The 15,905-nt window shown below is 35.6% G+C and carries 18 protein-coding genes and 1 riboswitch; of the genes, 15 read left to right on the top strand and 3 right to left on the bottom strand.

The window, feature by feature from the left end; genetic code table 11:
- Positions 1–239 precede the first annotated feature (239 nt).
- On the top strand, positions 240–1,562 hold the full coding sequence (locus CHB72_RS04590) for a bifunctional folylpolyglutamate synthase/dihydrofolate synthase (protein ID WP_089281682.1): 1,323 nt from the start codon (positions 240–242) through the stop codon (positions 1,560–1,562).
- Between the two features lie 285 nt (positions 1,563–1,847).
- Here the strand turns inward: CHB72_RS04590 and CHB72_RS04585 are convergent, their stop codons facing one another.
- Positions 1,848–2,369 (bottom strand): DUF4364 family protein, encoded by a 522-nt coding sequence (locus CHB72_RS04585; RefSeq protein WP_089281681.1) that lies wholly within the window; start codon positions 2,367–2,369, stop codon positions 1,848–1,850.
- Between the two features lie 212 nt (positions 2,370–2,581).
- Between CHB72_RS04585 and CHB72_RS04580 the strand changes: the two genes are divergently transcribed.
- The 6 genes from CHB72_RS04580 to CHB72_RS04555 all read left to right on the top strand — a co-directional run bounded on the left by CHB72_RS04580 (position 2,582) and on the right by CHB72_RS04555 (position 5,828).
- Positions 2,582–2,788: a DUF1657 domain-containing protein gene (locus CHB72_RS04580; RefSeq protein ID WP_089281680.1), complete on the top strand. Its 207-nt coding sequence runs from the start codon at positions 2,582–2,584 to the stop codon at positions 2,786–2,788.
- A 13-nt stretch (positions 2,789–2,801) separates the two neighbouring features.
- Positions 2,802–3,662 carry a DUF421 domain-containing protein gene (locus tag CHB72_RS04575; RefSeq protein WP_089281679.1) on the top strand — a complete coding sequence of 287 codons (861 nt, stop codon included), beginning with the start codon at positions 2,802–2,804 and terminating at the stop codon, positions 3,660–3,662.
- 14 nt (positions 3,663–3,676) lie between these two features.
- Positions 3,677–4,156, top strand: a complete 480-nt coding sequence (spoVAC, locus tag CHB72_RS04570) for a stage V sporulation protein AC (protein ID WP_089281678.1) — start codon at positions 3,677–3,679, stop codon at positions 4,154–4,156.
- Positions 4,157–5,158, top strand: coding sequence for a stage V sporulation protein AD (gene spoVAD / locus CHB72_RS04565; protein ID WP_089281677.1), 1,002 nt, complete (start codon positions 4,157–4,159; stop codon positions 5,156–5,158).
- 16 nt (positions 5,159–5,174) lie between these two features.
- Complete coding sequence (gene spoVAE, locus CHB72_RS04560) at positions 5,175–5,528, top strand: stage V sporulation protein AE (RefSeq protein WP_089281676.1); 354 nt, start codon at positions 5,175–5,177, stop codon at positions 5,526–5,528.
- Positions 5,529–5,621: 93 nt separating this feature from the next.
- The gene (locus CHB72_RS04555) at positions 5,622–5,828 is read left to right on the top strand and encodes a DUF1657 domain-containing protein (RefSeq protein ID WP_089281675.1); all 207 of its coding nucleotides are present in this window, start codon (positions 5,622–5,624) and stop codon (positions 5,826–5,828) included.
- A gap of 194 nt (positions 5,829–6,022) precedes the next feature.
- Here CHB72_RS04555 and CHB72_RS04550 read toward each other — a convergent pair whose 3' ends face one another.
- Positions 6,023–6,229: an alpha/beta-type small acid-soluble spore protein gene (locus tag CHB72_RS04550; RefSeq protein ID WP_089281674.1), complete on the bottom strand. Its 207-nt coding sequence runs from the start codon at positions 6,227–6,229 to the stop codon at positions 6,023–6,025.
- 333 nt (positions 6,230–6,562) lie between these two features.
- Between CHB72_RS04550 and CHB72_RS04545 the strand changes: the two genes are divergently transcribed.
- The 7 genes from CHB72_RS04545 (at position 6,563) to CHB72_RS04515 (ending at position 14,434) form a co-directional block, all read left to right on the top strand.
- Positions 6,563–7,087, top strand: coding sequence for an FmdE family protein (locus tag CHB72_RS04545; RefSeq protein WP_089281673.1), 525 nt, complete (start codon positions 6,563–6,565; stop codon positions 7,085–7,087).
- A gap of 190 nt (positions 7,088–7,277) precedes the next feature.
- A riboswitch (cobalamin riboswitch) is annotated at positions 7,278–7,457 on the top strand.
- 153 nt (positions 7,458–7,610) lie between these two features.
- A complete protein-coding gene (locus CHB72_RS04540; protein ID WP_176431197.1) occupies positions 7,611–8,441 on the top strand; it encodes a class I SAM-dependent methyltransferase in 831 nt (276 codons plus the stop codon).
- A 14-nt stretch (positions 8,442–8,455) separates the two neighbouring features.
- Positions 8,456–10,066, top strand: coding sequence for an ABC transporter substrate-binding protein (locus CHB72_RS04535; RefSeq protein WP_089281672.1), 1,611 nt, complete (start codon positions 8,456–8,458; stop codon positions 10,064–10,066).
- Positions 10,067–10,186: 120 nt separating this feature from the next.
- Positions 10,187–11,053, top strand: coding sequence for an ABC transporter permease (locus tag CHB72_RS04530; protein WP_330396978.1), 867 nt, complete (start codon positions 10,187–10,189; stop codon positions 11,051–11,053).
- Entirely contained in the window at positions 11,054–11,911 is an 858-nt protein-coding gene (locus CHB72_RS04525; protein ID WP_089281671.1) for an ABC transporter permease, read from the top strand. It begins immediately after the preceding gene.
- Positions 11,886–13,613: an ABC transporter ATP-binding protein gene (locus CHB72_RS04520; RefSeq protein WP_089281670.1), complete on the top strand. Its 1,728-nt coding sequence runs from the start codon at positions 11,886–11,888 to the stop codon at positions 13,611–13,613. The genes CHB72_RS04525 and CHB72_RS04520 overlap by 26 nt, the downstream gene beginning before the upstream one ends.
- Before the next feature lie 125 nt (positions 13,614–13,738).
- Entirely contained in the window at positions 13,739–14,434 is a 696-nt protein-coding gene (locus CHB72_RS04515; RefSeq protein ID WP_089281669.1) for a 4Fe-4S double cluster binding domain-containing protein, read from the top strand.
- Positions 14,435–14,451: 17 nt separating this feature from the next.
- On the opposite strand, the gene CHB72_RS04510 is transcribed toward CHB72_RS04515, so the two are convergent.
- On the bottom strand, positions 14,452–14,640 hold the full coding sequence (locus CHB72_RS04510; protein WP_089281668.1) for a hypothetical protein: 189 nt from the start codon (positions 14,638–14,640) through the stop codon (positions 14,452–14,454).
- A 155-nt stretch (positions 14,641–14,795) separates the two neighbouring features.
- On the opposite strand from CHB72_RS04510, the gene CHB72_RS04505 reads away from it, so the two are divergent.
- Positions 14,796–15,887, top strand: a complete 1,092-nt coding sequence (locus CHB72_RS04505; RefSeq protein WP_176431196.1) for a polysaccharide deacetylase family protein — start codon at positions 14,796–14,798, stop codon at positions 15,885–15,887.
- The last annotated feature ends 18 nt before the right edge of the window (positions 15,888–15,905 follow it).

The raw sequence follows: 15,905 nt of genomic DNA, 5'->3' as shown, positions 1-15,905 counted from the left end.
CCAACTTTTTTTAATAACCAAGATTCCGCCTGTCATTCTGAATAAAGTGAAGGATCTCCTGTGCAGCAGGTGTGCTCTTTATGATTTTTCAAAACTCAGCCTAACCCCACGACCCTAGTCTAACAAAACGATTGCTATAGTTTTGTTAATCAAACTGTTGACACTGGTTTTTTTTCTGCTATGATGAGATTATGCAAATGATAAAGAGAATATATTAATAGAAGGGATGGAGCGGGGAAATGAATTATCAAGAAGCAATTGAATACATCCATAGTACTTATAAATTTGGGAGTAAGCTGGGGCTAGAGAACATCAAATATTTGTTGAATTTATTGGGAAATCCTCATGAAGAACTAAAAATCATACATGTAGCTGGCACGAATGGAAAGGGTTCAACTTCGTCTTTTATTCATGGTGTTTTAAAGACAGAAGGATACAAGGTGGGGCTTTACACTTCGCCATATATCGAAGAGTTTACAGAAAGAATGCAAATCAATGGAGAAAAGATTGATAAACAACAGTTAGCAAGGCTAACAACAGTTGTTAAGGAAAAAATAGAAATCATGCTGTCTGAAGGAAAAAATCATCCTACAGAATTTGAAGTAGGAACTGCGATTGCTTTTGCATTTTTTGCTGAGGAAAAAGTAGATTATGTTGTATTGGAAGTAGGTATGGGAGGACGATTAGATGCAACCAATATGATTGAAAAGCCTATCATCTCTGTGATTACGCCTATAGATTATGATCATATGGAACATCTAGGAGATACGCTTGGGAAAATAGCTTTTGAAAAGGCAGGAATAATAAAAGAAAATAACTATGTAGTTTCTTATCCTCAAGAGACAGAAGCTATGGAGGTTATAAAAAAAGTATCTGAAGAAAGAAATAGTCAACTATTTGTTGCTGATTTTGACAGCTTGAAAGTGGACTATAGTACTATTGAAGAACAAAAATTTTCGGTAGAAGTTTTAGAAAAATCCTATAAAGATATAAAAATTACCTTAGCAGGACCTCATCAGATTTATAACTGCTGCATGGCATTAACGGTAGTTGAAGCCCTAAAGCAATACCAAAATATTAGAATTAGTGATGAAGCTATATACAAGGGTTTATATGATACAAAATGGATTGGCAGATTAGAGATATTAGACAAAAGTCCTTTAACCATGATAGATGGTGCCCATAACCTTCAAGGAGCCCAAGCATTAAAGAAAAGCGTTGAGACACTGCTTAAAGATTATAAGGTGACTTTTGTCGTAGCAATGCTAAAGGACAAAGATGTAAAAGGCGTATTAAAAAACCTCATACCCCTTATGAACAGGGTGATTGTTACAACACCAAATAATCCTAGAGGAATGGCAGCAGACGATTTGGCAAAAGAGCTAGTAAGCTTTGGAAAAAACATTTGTGTATGTACTAGTGTTGAACAAGCTGTTAACAAAGCCTATAAGATTACTGAAAATACCGATGCGATCCTCTTCGCAGGATCTCTATATATGATTGGCGAAGCAAGAAGTATCATAAACAATAAGAAAAAAGCATTTACGAAGGAAAAAAATTGATAATATTTTAACAAAACAATTGACAACGTAAATTTCAGTATGCTATTATAAAAATGAAGATGAGTATGGCAGATCATGAAGAGCTACTATACGATAGAAGGTATTTTATATTATATTTTGATAAAGTGATGAAGGTCATGAAGATCTATTTTGGAAACCATCCAATAGATTGCATGACCTTTTTGTTGTCAGCATATCCCCTTAATTCAATAATAATATTTTTTAAAAAAATCATTACCCCCTAATTAATGATTTAAAAAAAGAATTGAGGGGTTCTTTTTAATTTTACAATAATGCAAATATATTGTTACAAACATTTAAGGCGTCTTTTTCCCATTTCTCACATATTTCTTTTGCCCTTTTTAGGCTATTCACGTTGAACTTAAAATGGACAATGGGAGTATGATCTTCAATGATTGCCAATTTCACTGTATATACTTCTTCTTTTAACTTGATATATTCTGCTCTTATCTCAGTTTCCACTTTTAAGATGTTTTTCTTCTCTGAGATTAGTTTATTAATTTCTTCTTTTTCAGAATTTGGAATGCGGTTAATAAAGTAATTCAAAGTATTTCTACCTTTTTCTGTAATACTAAAAAACTGAGTATGATCTCTTTCTCCTTCTGTGACAAATTCAGCTTCTTTTAGCTCTGACAAAAATTGCTGCAACATAAAATAGTTCATCATATCATTCTCTAAAATAAATTGAGTAACTTGAGCATTGGATAATGGCTGGTTTATTTTATCTAAAATATATAATAAAAGCAGCTTTTTTTCTGCCAATTGTTGTGGGGTGTTAGTAAACATAATGATACCTCCTTTTACTTTACCTAATACTATATTACTTTATTTCATGAGATTTTAAAAGAACAAATAGAACGGTTTAAAAAATTATTTAAAATATGCTTAGATTTCTTCAACAATCCTTTAAAGTAAAATTTTGTAAATTCTTTAATGTATGAATATGGAGGCATTTGAAGAAAATAAATATATAGAAATATTGAAGGAGGCTATTATTCATGACAGTTGGTTCGCAGGTAAAACAAACATTAGCTACTTTAAAGGGAGTACAAGGCACATTAAGAACATATTCATTACAAAGCCAGAAGGAAGAAGAAAAAGCTGCTTATAATGAGGCATTAAAAACAACCAATAATATTATTAAAGATTTAGAAGATAGACTAAAGGTATTAGAATACGAAGAACCTCAATTTAAAGGTTATTAGGCGGGTGAATAATATGAAAGAATGGATAGAAATATTATTAAGATCTTTTGGATTATTTTTTTTGACATTTTTGTTTATAAGGGTTATGGGAAAAAAGCATCTAGCCAAATTGACGGCCTTTCAATTTGTAAATTACACAGTAATAGGCATAATAGCTGCTCTAATTTCTGTAAAGGTAGTTAACAGTGTCCGCTTAGGCGTGGTGGCTTTAGTAGTTTGGATTTTATTACCAGTAGTTTTTGAGTTTCTTGCAATAAAAAGTAAAGTAATCCATGATTTCATTTATGGTAGAGAAACGGTTCTTATAAAAAAAGGAAAAGTCATGGAAGAAAATTTAAAACTAGCTAAGTTGACAGGAGAAGAACTAATAAGAGAACTAAGATCTAAAAATGCCTTTAGTTTAGCCGATGTTGAGTTTGCTGTACTAGAAACAACAGGAGAAATCAATGTTACGCTAAAATCCAATAAACAGCCTGTTACACCTTACGATTTAGAAAGCAAGGTAGCTCCAAAAGCAGAACCACAAACGATTATTTTGGATGGAAATATACTACATGATTCCTTAAACAACCTAGGATTAAATGAAGGCTGGCTTAAGACCCAGCTTAAAGGTATGGGTGTAGACTTAACAAATGTGTACATAGGACAAGTAGATAGTAGTGGAGACTTGTATGTAGACCTATTTGATGACATGATACAGATGCCGCAACCTAGTGTGAAGGAAATGCTTTATGCTAGTTTAGAAAAAAGTCAGTCTGATTTTACTAAATATGCTTTGGAAACACAGGATGAAAAAGCAAAAAAAATGTATGCTAAGCATGCTGAAGAATTAGAGAATTTAATGAAAAAACTACAATCTTACTTACTACATTAGAAGGTGATGAAAAAATGTCTAGACAAAAATATAAGAAATTAACACCTACGCAACAGCAGTATCAAATCTTTGCAAAGGATCGAGAACCCAAACGACCAGTTGTTGCCAATTGTGCTAAAGCCTTTTTCGTTGGAGGAACTATATGTACAATAGGACAAGCGATTCAAATAATGTATATAAAGTATTTTAACTTTACTGAAAAAACAGCTGGAAATCCTATGGTAGCCACCTTAATTATCATTTCTGCTCTATTAACATCACTGGGGGTATATGATCATATTGCCCAATGGGCCGGAGCTGGAACCGCTGTTCCTGTAACGGGTTTTGCTAATACAGTTACTTCTGCTGCTATAGAGCATCGTAGTGAAGGCTTTGTACTGGGCGTAGGTGGCAATATGTTTAAAATAGCCGGACCAGTTATTGTTTATGGCGTGTTTTCTGCATTCGTAGTAGCTCTTATAAAAATTATAATTCTAGAATTAGGTGGGATATAAATGCTTAAAGGACACCAAACATGGGTATTTGAGTCAAAACCTGTTATTATTGCTTCAGCCGCCGTAGGAGGTCCCTTTGAAGCACAAGGGGCACTATCAGAGGATTTTGATACACTACATGCAGATATTTGGTTAGGTCAAGATAGCTTTGAAAAGGCGGAAAAAAAGCTTCTAGAGGAGGCTGCTATGAAGGCCATTGATAAGGCAGGTTTGAAAAAGGATGATGTTCAATTTTTCCTTAGTGGAGATTTAATGAATCAAATTATTTCCAGCAGCTTTGCAGCAAGAACATTAGGAATCCCCTACCTAGGGGTTTTTGGAGCCTGTTCCAGTTCAATGGAGGGCTTAGCATTAGCCAGCCTAATGGTAGATACCAAATTTGCCAAGAATGCTTTAGCTGCTGCGTCTAGTCATAATGCTGCAGCAGAAAAACAGTTTCGATATCCTACAGAATATGGTGCTCAAAAACCACCATATGCCCAATGGACGGTTACTGGAGCAGGAGCGGCGGTAGTAGCACCGGAGGGAGAGGGGCCTAGAGTAACAGCAGCAACGATTGGCAGAGTGGTTGACATGGGGATTTCTGATCCCTTTAATATGGGGGTAGCGATGGCCCCAGCAGCTGTAGATACCATAGAAGCTCATTTCCGAGATTTAAATATTGATCCCTCCCATTATGATCTCATTGCTACAGGAGATTTGGGGGCTGTAGGCCATAGAATAGCAGGAGATTTATTGATTGAACATGGTATGAAGATTCCTAAAAAAATCTTTACTGATTGTGGATTGTTGATTTATAGAGAAGAACAACCGGTTTTAGCTGGTGGCAGCGGTTGTGCTTGCTCTGCTACTGTAACCTATGGACATTTTATGAATCGCATGAGAAAGAGAGAGTTAAAAAGAATATTAATTGTTGCAACTGGGGCCCTATTATCTCCTATGTCCTATCAACAGAAGGAGAGTATACCTTGTATAGCCCATGCTGTAGCAATTGAAATGTAAAGAGGAGGTGCAGAATTTGGAAAAGTTTATATGGGCCTTTATTGTGGGAGGAGGTATATGTGTCGTTGGTCAAATTTCTATGGATGTATTCAAGCTGACACCTGCCCACACTATGAGTGGATTGGTTGTATTAGGAGCTATATTTGGGGGACTTGGATTATATGAACCGCTAGTCAAATTTGCAGGTGCAGGTGCAAGTGTACCTATCAGTAGCTTTGGTAATTCCCTAGTATCAGGAGCAATGATGGAATACGAAAGAAATGGAATAATAGGCGTACTAACAGGGATATTTGAGGTAACCAGTGCTGGTATTTCTTCAGCCATCATTTTTGGATTTATTGCTGCTTTAATCTTTAAACCAAAGGGATAGAAGATTTTCATTGTAATTTTTAATGATCATTTGAAGATAAATTCATAAGTTAAATAAATTAATGATGATGTATTCATGAAAGGAGGTGACAAGATGACAGTAGGAACTCAAGTGCAGCAGGCAATCGCAGGTGTTCAAAGTGCAGCAGCTACCATGAAAACTTTTGCTTTAGAAACTCAAGATCAAAATGCAAAAAAAGATTTTCAACAAATATCAAAAGACCTTGAAAATGCTTTACAAACTCTACAGAAAAGACAAAAATATATTGAAAGTCAAGAGCCTCAATTTAAACAACAATAATAAATAAAATAATGGGGTAATAAATAGGTTGAGGTTAAGTTGCTAATCATGATTTTAAATCTCAACCTCAACCTTTATCAGATAAATATAACAGCTTGAACAAGAAAAATCGCTGGTTGCTTATTAATTGTCCATAAAAAAGTAGATGCTAAATTCCTATTAGCACCTACTTTTTTATTACTTATTATCTATTGTTATTTACCACTCATATTTCTTTCAGCTTGCTCAATTAACCTTTTCACCATATATCCACCAACATATCCGTTTTCACGAGATGTTAAGTTGCCTTTATCTGTTGCTTCATAGTTAGTTAAACCTAATTCATTAGCAATTTCAGTCTTCATTTGATTAAGAGCTTGTCGAGCTTCTGGAACTACGATTCTATTACCTCTTGTAGCCATAGTTTCTCCTCCTCATATGATCTAATATTGTGACCTTACAACATCTTTATTGATGTTGTAGTTATAATTTAACCAATTCTCTTTGGAATTATGTTAGTAGATTATTCAAATACTTAAATATTATGGGAAAAGACTTCTATCTGTAAAGTAGAAAAAACAAATAAAAATTTAAAAAAAGATTGATAAATTATTGACAAATTTTCCAACGTTTAATAAAATGTATTTATAGAATTATATTCAAAATAATTAAAGGGTTAGTCATGAAGACTTTTATTGCCATGAAGGTGATGATCTTAGTATTCATGGCTTTATTTTTTTGAAGGAGATGGAGAGATGGATAAAAAGCTTTGGGAAAAATGTGTGGATTTTCATGGGCATGAATGTCCAGGATTAGCTATTGGCTACAAAGCCAGTGAAGCAGCTAAAGAAAAATTAAAAATTGATTTTTCAAAGGATGAGGATGTTGTTTGTGTTACTGAAAATGATGCTTGCGGTGTAGATGCCATTCAAGTACTTTTAGGTTGTAGCTTTGGAAAGGGAAATCTTATGTATCGAGGAACAGGAAAACATGCTTTTAGTTTTTTTCATCGCCCCACAAATCAAAGTATTCGTATGGTATTAAAACCTTTTCAAGAAGAAATGGAAAGAGGCGAGAGACAAGCTTATTTATTGAATGCCCCTATAGAAGAAATCTTTGAGTTTAAAACCCCTAGCTTTGGGTTACCAGAAAGAGCTAGGTTATTTAAAACCATTGTTTGTGAAAGCTGTGGAGAGGGAGCTCCTGAACATAAGATTCGATTGATGGAGGATAAAAAAGTTTGTTTAGATTGTTTTAAGGATTATTCCAGAGATTTATAATAAAGAAGCATGAATTATTTGACAAATTTATCCAATCAGATTATACTATAGATAACTAATTTTAAACTTTAATTTTGATATACACGGTCTACGGTTTCGCCCAAAACCATGGGCTGCAAATGTAGCCCTTAGTATATTAAAATTAAGTTCCGTAGTTGGTTATCTATAATATATAGTAAAAAAATAAAAATGAATAAAAGCTGTATAGGGTGCCCTAGCAATAGGGTTAAAAGGGAAAGTGGTGCAATACCACTACAGCCCCCGCTACTGTAATTGGTGACGAAATCCAATAATGCCATTAGGAAACTGAGAAGGCTGGAGAGTAGGATGATCCATAAGTCAGGAAACCTGCCTTATGCTTTTAGCAAGAAAAACCTTCGGAGGGGAGGCGAGAAAATGCTTTATAGGGATAATACTATATTTTCTTGATATCAACCATGAAGGTGAAAAAAGAACAAAATGTTCTTTAATCATCCTCATGGTTTTTTGTCTTTTGAAAACTAGATACCAAGGGGGAAAATTCATGACATATCCTAATGATTTAGATTATTGGATCGAGAAGTGGCAAAAAAAAGAACAAAATGTTACTGCATGTACTTCTTTTTGGAACAGCAGAGCAAGAAGTTATAACCAAGATGTAGTACTTCCTCAGACACCATCTAATGATGTTGTTACGATGCTACAAAAGAAGGGGATATTAGAAAAAGGCAGTAAAGTATTGGATATAGGCTGTGGTCCTGGAAGATATGTTCTTGCCATGGCAAAAGAGTGTAAAGAAGTAACAGCTTTAGATATTTCACAAGAGATGCTTCAATATTTAAAAATCCATGTAAGGAAACTAGACCTAAACAATGTAATTACCTGTAAAAATAATTGGGAAGCTATAGATTTAGTAGAATATGGGTGGGAAAAAAAGTTTGATCTTGTCTTTGCCTCTATGACGCCGGGGATATACAACTTTTCTACTTTAAAGAAAATGCTAGAGGCCAGCAGCGGTTACTGTTACTTAAGCGGATTCATTCAACGGGAGACTGGTCTTTGGGATATATTAGAAAAAGAAATCCTAGGAGAAAATAATGCTGGTAAGCAAAAAGAGGATAAGATTTATCATGCCTTCAACATCCTTTGGAATTTAGGCTATCATCCAGAAATTGTTTATGAGGAAAAAAACTGGGAACATCAATGGGCATTAGAGGAAATAGTAGACCTGTATATCCAGAGGTTTGAAATAAAAAATCCTATAACAGAAAAGGATAAAGAAAAAATAAAACAGCATCTTTCTAGCCATGAGAAGGACGGTAAGGTAATAGAAAAAACCGAGGCAAAAACCGCTGCATTAATTTGGAAGGTATAAAGGGAGAGATGATTTTGAAAAATAAAGTTTTTAAAAAAGGCAGTATTGTACTTCTAATATTACTAATGTTGACTTCTATGGTGGTAGGTTGCAGTAAAACTGCTACTAATGAGGACGCAACAGTAGCAGATACTTTGGAGCTTAAAGAAACCACTGATGCAGAGGAACCAGTAATTATTCGGTTAACAGGTGGAGATTATGGCTACCCTACTCCTTTTCAGCATTATCCAAGGGGACCAGGGGGTTATAAAATGCAATTGGTTTTCGATAGTTTACTGGAAAGAGACGAAAATGGGTTAATCCCTTGGATGGCAAAGGAATGGGAAATCTCTGAGGATGGTTTAGAATATACCTTCACGATTCATGAGGATATTCAATGGCAGGATGGCAAACCCTTAACAATGGAGGACATTCAATTTTCCTTTGAATATTTTGAAAAGCATCCTCCCGTTTGGAATCCTGTTACGATGGATGGAAAGGCCTTTGTAGAAAAAATTGAAATCATAGACAAAGATAAAATCAGATTTACTATATCAGAAAAAAATGTCACGATCTTAGAAAAAATAGGAGATGTCAGGATGATTCCCAAACATATATGGGAAGCAATAGAGGATCCTGATGCTTTTCAAGGAGAGGAGGCAGTCATAGGTTGTGGTCCCTATCTACTGACAAATTATAACAAGGAGCATGGTACCTATGAATTTACAGCCTTTGAAAACTATTGGGGATCAAAACCAGTAGTAGAAAAAATCCAGTTTGTTCCTGCTAGTGACGAGGTGTTAGCCTTTGAGAACAATGAAGTGGATTTAGCCAGCATAGGCAGTGATTTGTTAGCAAGATACCAAGGAGACAGCCGATTTAAAATAATACAGAACCCAGGTTTTTGGGGTTACCGGTTACTATTCAATATGGAGAAAAAATCTATCTTTAAGGAAAAAGAAGTTCGGCAGGCAATTGCCTATGGTATAGATCAAGAGGAATTAGTGGAAAAGGTAGAACGAGGAGCCGCTATAGTAGCCAGTGCTGGTTACCTACCAAAAGATCATATCTGGTACAATGATGGGGTGAAGAAATACCCCTTTGATGTGGAGGCAGCAAAGGAGAGAATTGGAGACAGGAAAATAACCTTTCAATTACTTACAGGCAACAGCAATACAGAAGTAAGAATTGCAGAATTAATAAAGATTAGTTTAAAAGAAGTGGGGATCGATGTAGATATTAAAAGTGTAGATACCAAAACCAGAGACCATGCAATTAACACCAAAGATTATGAAGTCGCACTGACGGGCCATGGGGGATGGGGATCAGATGCTGATATTTTAAGGGAAAGATATGCCACCACTGTACAAGCTGGTAGCTCTCCATCAAGTAATATTATTCCAGGTTATGAAAATGAAGAAATAAAGGCTTTAGCACAACAACAATTGGGAGAAACCAATGTGGAAAAGAGAAAAAAAATTATTTTTCAATTACAAGAAATCATTGCAGAGGAAGTATCTTTTCTACCCCTTTACAATACGACTGGTTACACCGTTTATCAACCAAGTAAGTATGATGATTGGATGTATATGTATGATCATCATACTGTTTCCCACAGCAAATTATCTTACTTACAGAGAAAGTAGTTGTTTTTTATGATACAGGAAAGATTTATAAAAATTAGGTCATATATCATTACATTTTTGTGTATCATTACATTAAATTTTTTCATCCCTAGGCTGATGCCTGGGGACCCCTTCACTTTTTTGTCGGCAGAAGAGGGACAAATCCACACCACTTTTTCTTATGAGGACATTCAGCGTTATAAATCCTATTATGGTTTAGAGCAGTCCTTGGGTCGACAATACATCAACTATATTAATAATCTATTTAGGGGAAATCTAGGCTATAGTATCGCCTATAAGGAGGAGGTTGTTACCATTATTAAAAACCGTATGGTATGGACATTATCCCTGGTGGTGGCAGCCATTTTTTTCAGCTCCTTAATAGGGGTAATCCTCGGTAGTTTGTCTGCCTATAAAAGAAATACCTTTTTAGACAAGATTCTATACTTTGACTTAATTGTACTGTCAGAAATTCCAGCTTTTTTAATTGCACTACTCCTATTGTTTTTCTTCTCTGCTCATTTGAAGCTTTTTCCCTTATCAGGAGGAATCAGTCATTTTACAGCCTTTACTTCCTTTGGAGAAAAAGCCTATGATGTATTACATCATGGGACGTTACCTCTTCTTGCTTTAATCCTAACCAGAACAGGAACATTTTATTTACTTACCAGAAATAGTATGATTCATATTTTAGAGAAGGATTATATGAGAACAGCTAGAGGGAAGGGCTTGAAGAAAGGAAGAATTCTTTTTCTCCATGGGTTGAAAAATGCTATCCCCCCTGTTGTTACAAGGATATTTTTAAGTTTGGGGTCTATTTTAGGAGGAGCAGTCTTAGTGGAAAATGTATTTCGCTATCCAGGGGTTGGAAGCTTGATGCGGGAGGCGGTATTTTTAAGGGATTACCCCTTAATACAGGGAATATTTCTAATCATGACACTGCTGGTAATAGTTATGAACTACATAGCAGAAATACTTTATAAAAAAATGGACCCTAGGGTGAGTTAGATGAAAAAGATAATACAAAGGATACTAGAATTTTCTTTAGTAGGAAAAATAGCATTAATAGTTATAGGATTCTTTATAGTACTAGCAATTTTCTCCTCTCAATTGTCTCACTATCCCTATGATCTTCCCTCTGGTGCAGCACTACAGCCTCCTTCTAGAGAGCATTGGATGGGTACAGATGATCTAGGGATAGACATATGGGCACAGCTTTGTTATGGAGCTAGAGTCAGCATCATGGTGGGCTTTACAACCGCCTTTCTTTCGGTGGCAGGCGGGGGGCTAGTGGGGGTTTGTGCAGGTTATTATGGAGGAAAAATTGATGGATGGATGATGCGGTTAACAGATTTGATGATGATTATTCCACAGTTACCTATGATGATTGTACTGGGAGCTTTTTTTGGACCCAGTTTGAAAAATATTATTTTTGTACTGACCTTATTTTCCTGGACAGCACCTGCCAGAATTGTACGATCTAAGGTGTTATCTATTAAGGAAGAAAAGTATATCTTAGTAGCAAAAAGCTATGGTGCAGGATTTTTTTATATGATACAAAAACATTTTTTACCCCAAACTTTTTCTCTAATGATGGTCAGTTTTATTCAATTAATTAGTAGGGCCATTGTAGCTGAAGCAGGCCTTTCCTTTTTAGGCCTTGGGGATCCCACCTCCAAAAGCTGGGGATTGATGTTGAATCATGGAATGGCCTTTCGAGGCATCTATTTTACAGACTTTTGGAAATGGTGGATTCTCTTTCCTCTTGTATGTATCCTTACAATGGTTTTAGCGGTTTCCTTTGTAGGCAAAGAAATAGAAAGAAAAGAGGTGAGTAGCTATGGAAAAACAACTACTAAAGGTTGAGGCTTTATCAGTTTCCTATCATGATGTGAAGACGACAGTAGATGCTGTAAGAAAGGCGGATTTTTCTTTAGAAAAGGGCAGTGTGCTAGGAATTATTGGAGAATCTGGCAGTGGAAAAACCACAATAGCTATGGCTATTATGGGATTACTGAAGAAAAATGCTGCAGTTGAAGGAAACATTTATTATGATGATATGAAAATAAATACATTATCAGAAAAAGAAAAAAATAGCTATCGATGGAAGCATATTGCCATTGTGTATCAAAATCATTTGGACATCTTGAACCCTGTTATGTCCATCTATGACCAGATTACTGAGGGCATCCGTCGACATAGGACTCATTCTGAAAAAGAAATAGAAAAAAGAATGAAAGAACTGTGCAGGATGGTAAAGTTAGATGAAAAATGGCTATGTCACTACCCACATCAGCTTTCTGGAGGGATGCGACAGAAGGTTTTAATTGCCATGGCCTTATGCTGTGAGCCAGATTTATTGATTGTAGATGAACCTACAACCGCTTTGGATGCCGTTACCAGAGAAGAAATCATCGATTTACTAATTCAACTGCAAAAACAAAAGAAAATAACTATGCTACTCATATCCCATGATATGTATGTCATGAAGAGATTAAGCAATAGGGTTTTGGTGATGTATGAAGGAAGGGTATTGGAGGAGGGTTTTACAAAGGACGTACTGGAGAAACCAATGCATACCTATACAAGAGGATTATTAAAGGCTTCTTTAGAGACCAATCCTTACCAGGATTTATGGGGAATACCGGGAGAAGATATAGAAAATAAGGAGAAAGGATGTGTTTTTTATACAAGATGTGTACAAAGTACTCAGTATTGTCAGTCTCATTCCCCCACATTGCAATACATTTCCCTGGAAAGAAAGGTAGCCTGTAATCGAGGTGGGATCATTACTTTATTGGAGGGGAAAAATATCAGTAAAACTTATTCCTATAAAAATCATCTAACCACCGCCTGTAAAAATTGCCATATTAACATTCGCTCGGGTGAAATTATTGCTTTAATTGGACAGTCAGGTTCTGGAAAAACTACTTTGGCGACTATATTAAGTGGACTGTTAAAGTCAGATACAGGGGAGGTGTATTTTGAAGGAAAGGCTGTAGAGGGTAATAATTTTACAAAAATTCAACAGGGGATACAAATAGTCTTTCAAGATCCTTTTTCTGCTAGCAATGAAGGTTTTACAATAGAAGAAGTCATTATGGAACCTTTAGAAATTTTAAAGCTTGGTAGTATAGAAGAACGAATAATGAAGGTAAAAAGAGTTTTGGAAGAGGTACAGCTTCCAACATCTCAAGGGTTTTTAGAACGACAATGCAATTCCTTAAGTGGAGGACAACGACAGCGATTGGCTATCGCTCGCAGCTTGGTGATGGAACCAAAGCTACTTATTGCCGATGAAATTAGTTCTATGTTAGATCCTTCTACAAAAGCAAATGTGTTGAGGCTATTAAAGGGTTTACAAAATACAAGGGGTTTTGCCATGTTATATATCACTCATGATTTGATGCTGGCTAGAAAAATCGCCGATGGGGTATATGTTATGAAGGAAGGAGAAATCATAGAAGAAGGGAGCTCCTCAAAGATTTTTTATCATCCCGAAAGCGATTATGGAAGAGAATTATTGGGAAGAGAAGTAGAGAAAAAAGAAATTGGTTATCAATCATAAAGAAAATCCTTTTTATCGAAGGGTTTTCTTTTTTATTTCCATTATTTTTAAATATTAGTTAGGAAGATTTTCTTCATGCTTTTAAAGACTGCTTTTGATATAATAGGAAGAAGGAGGGGACAACGATGAATAAACAGCAACAAATTGAAAAAATGATTTTAGATTTAGGTGTAGAGAAGGTAGGTTTCTGTCAATTAGACGATTTACTACCTCAAGAATTTAAACATCTTAAAAATGGGATTTCAATAGCCATTCGATTATCTGATCAAGTGATTAGCGATATAGACTTAGAAAAGGGGCCTACCCATACTTATTTCCATCATTATAGAACTGTAAATGCTTTTATTGATCAAGTAAGCTTTAAAATTACTAACCAATTACAGCAATGGGGATATCTTGCTATGGCCATTCCTGCTTCCCAATCGATAAATGATAAAGGTTGGCATTACAAAGGCTTATTTCAGCATAGAACTACCGCAACTCGAGCTGGTATTGGCTGGATAGGTAAAAACTGCTGTCTCGTGACAGAAGAAGTTGGTCCAAGAGTACGGCTAGGCACAATTTTAACCAATATGGAATTTAAATATGATATACCTATTACTGCTTCACAATGTGGAAACTGCAACCTTTGCATAACATCCTGCCCAGTCAAAGCTTTAAAAGGTGAAACATGGACAGCTGGTATGGAAAGGGAAGCTTTTATCAATCCGGAGCTTTGCAGCAGCCATATGAAAAGTCAATATAAGCATATTGGCAGAGGTGCGGTCTGTGGAATATGTGTCAAAGTATGTCCAAGAGGGAAAAAAGTTTTGAAAAAATAGGGTAGTGTTATACTACCCTAAGTTAGTTTCCTTTTCATAGGTGTTTTTACATCTTTCCTAATGCCGTGATCATGCATACTCTCTAATTGAGCTTTTTGAGATTTTGCTTCTCGGTGAAAATGACGTTCTTCGTACTTATAGGTTCTTGCGCTATATTCCCTCATATCACCTTTAATATTTGTCCACTGGCTTTTTCGTATTGACATAAAATCACCTCATTAATAGTCTTAGCTTTTTTATAGAAAAAATGTTAACAATAATTTGATGTTTTGATAGAATTTATAATTTTCATTTTTCAAGGATGCAGTCATTACATAATTTAAAAGAAAGACATAGATATTTTTCAAAGGAGGCGGACAACATGAAAAAGATACTTTTAATTATTTTAGCTATTTTAATATTTGCAATGATGTTTACTGCATGCAGCAATAAGAATAGTCTTTCAACCGTTGGTGAAATAGAGGGGGATCCGCAGGAGGTCCCCCTTGAAGTAGATGAAGAGGGAGAATTAGAAATAGAAGATATTCCAAAGGAAATTGATTTGCAAGCTCTTCGGCCTAATGAAGCAGGAGAAATTATGGTGTTGATGTATCATCATATTCGTGAACCAGAGGCAGAATGGTCTAGAACACCGGATAATTTTAGAAGGGATTTGCAAGAGCTTTATGAAAACGGATATCGACCTATCAGCTTAGTGGACTATGCTACTGGCAGCATCAATACAGAGGTGGGCTATACACCAGTGGTATTAACCCTTGATGATGGCAATCAAAATAATTTTAATATGATACAAAACAATCAAGGAGATTGGGATATCGATCCCGATAGTGCAGTTGGAATATTGGTTGATTTTCATGAGAAGCATCCAGATTTTCCGCTAGAGGCGACCTTCTTTATCAATGGAGGTACACCCTTTGGACAAGCCGAATGGGTGGAGTATAAGCTAAACTATATTGTAGAAAAGGGAATGGACATTGGAAATCATACCTATACACATATCAACTTTACTAATACAACGGCAGAGAAGATCCAAGAGGAGTTAGGCAGACTGAATAATTTTGTTAAACAGTATTTACCAGAATATGAAGTCAACACGTTGGCTTTACCCTTTGGCTCAAAACCAAAGGATACTTCTCTAGCCCCTTTCTTAGTAGAAGGTGAGTATGAAGGAGAAAAGTATCAGCATATAGCTATATTGGAGGTAGGCTGGGATCCCTATAAATCTCCTTTCGATAAAGCCTTTGATCCTTCTCGAATCAGAAGAGTTAGGGCAAGTGAAACTAAGGTAGATGGAGTAGGAATATATGATTGGATGAAGGCGTTGGATCAGGGAGGAAGACTACGCTATATCAGTGATGGTGATGCTAATACCGTTACTGTTCCAGAAAAGTATAGAGATAAGCTATTAGAGGAAATAGAGGATAAAAATATAAGAAACTATACACTAGATTAAGTAACCCATAAGAGTTAC

The organism is Anaerovirgula multivorans (assembly GCF_900188145.1).
Classification (GTDB): domain Bacteria; phylum Bacillota; class Clostridia; order Peptostreptococcales; family Natronincolaceae; genus Anaerovirgula; species Anaerovirgula multivorans.
The sequence above is the reverse complement of the archived record's forward strand: the minus strand, read 5'-3'. Positions and strand labels throughout refer to the sequence as shown.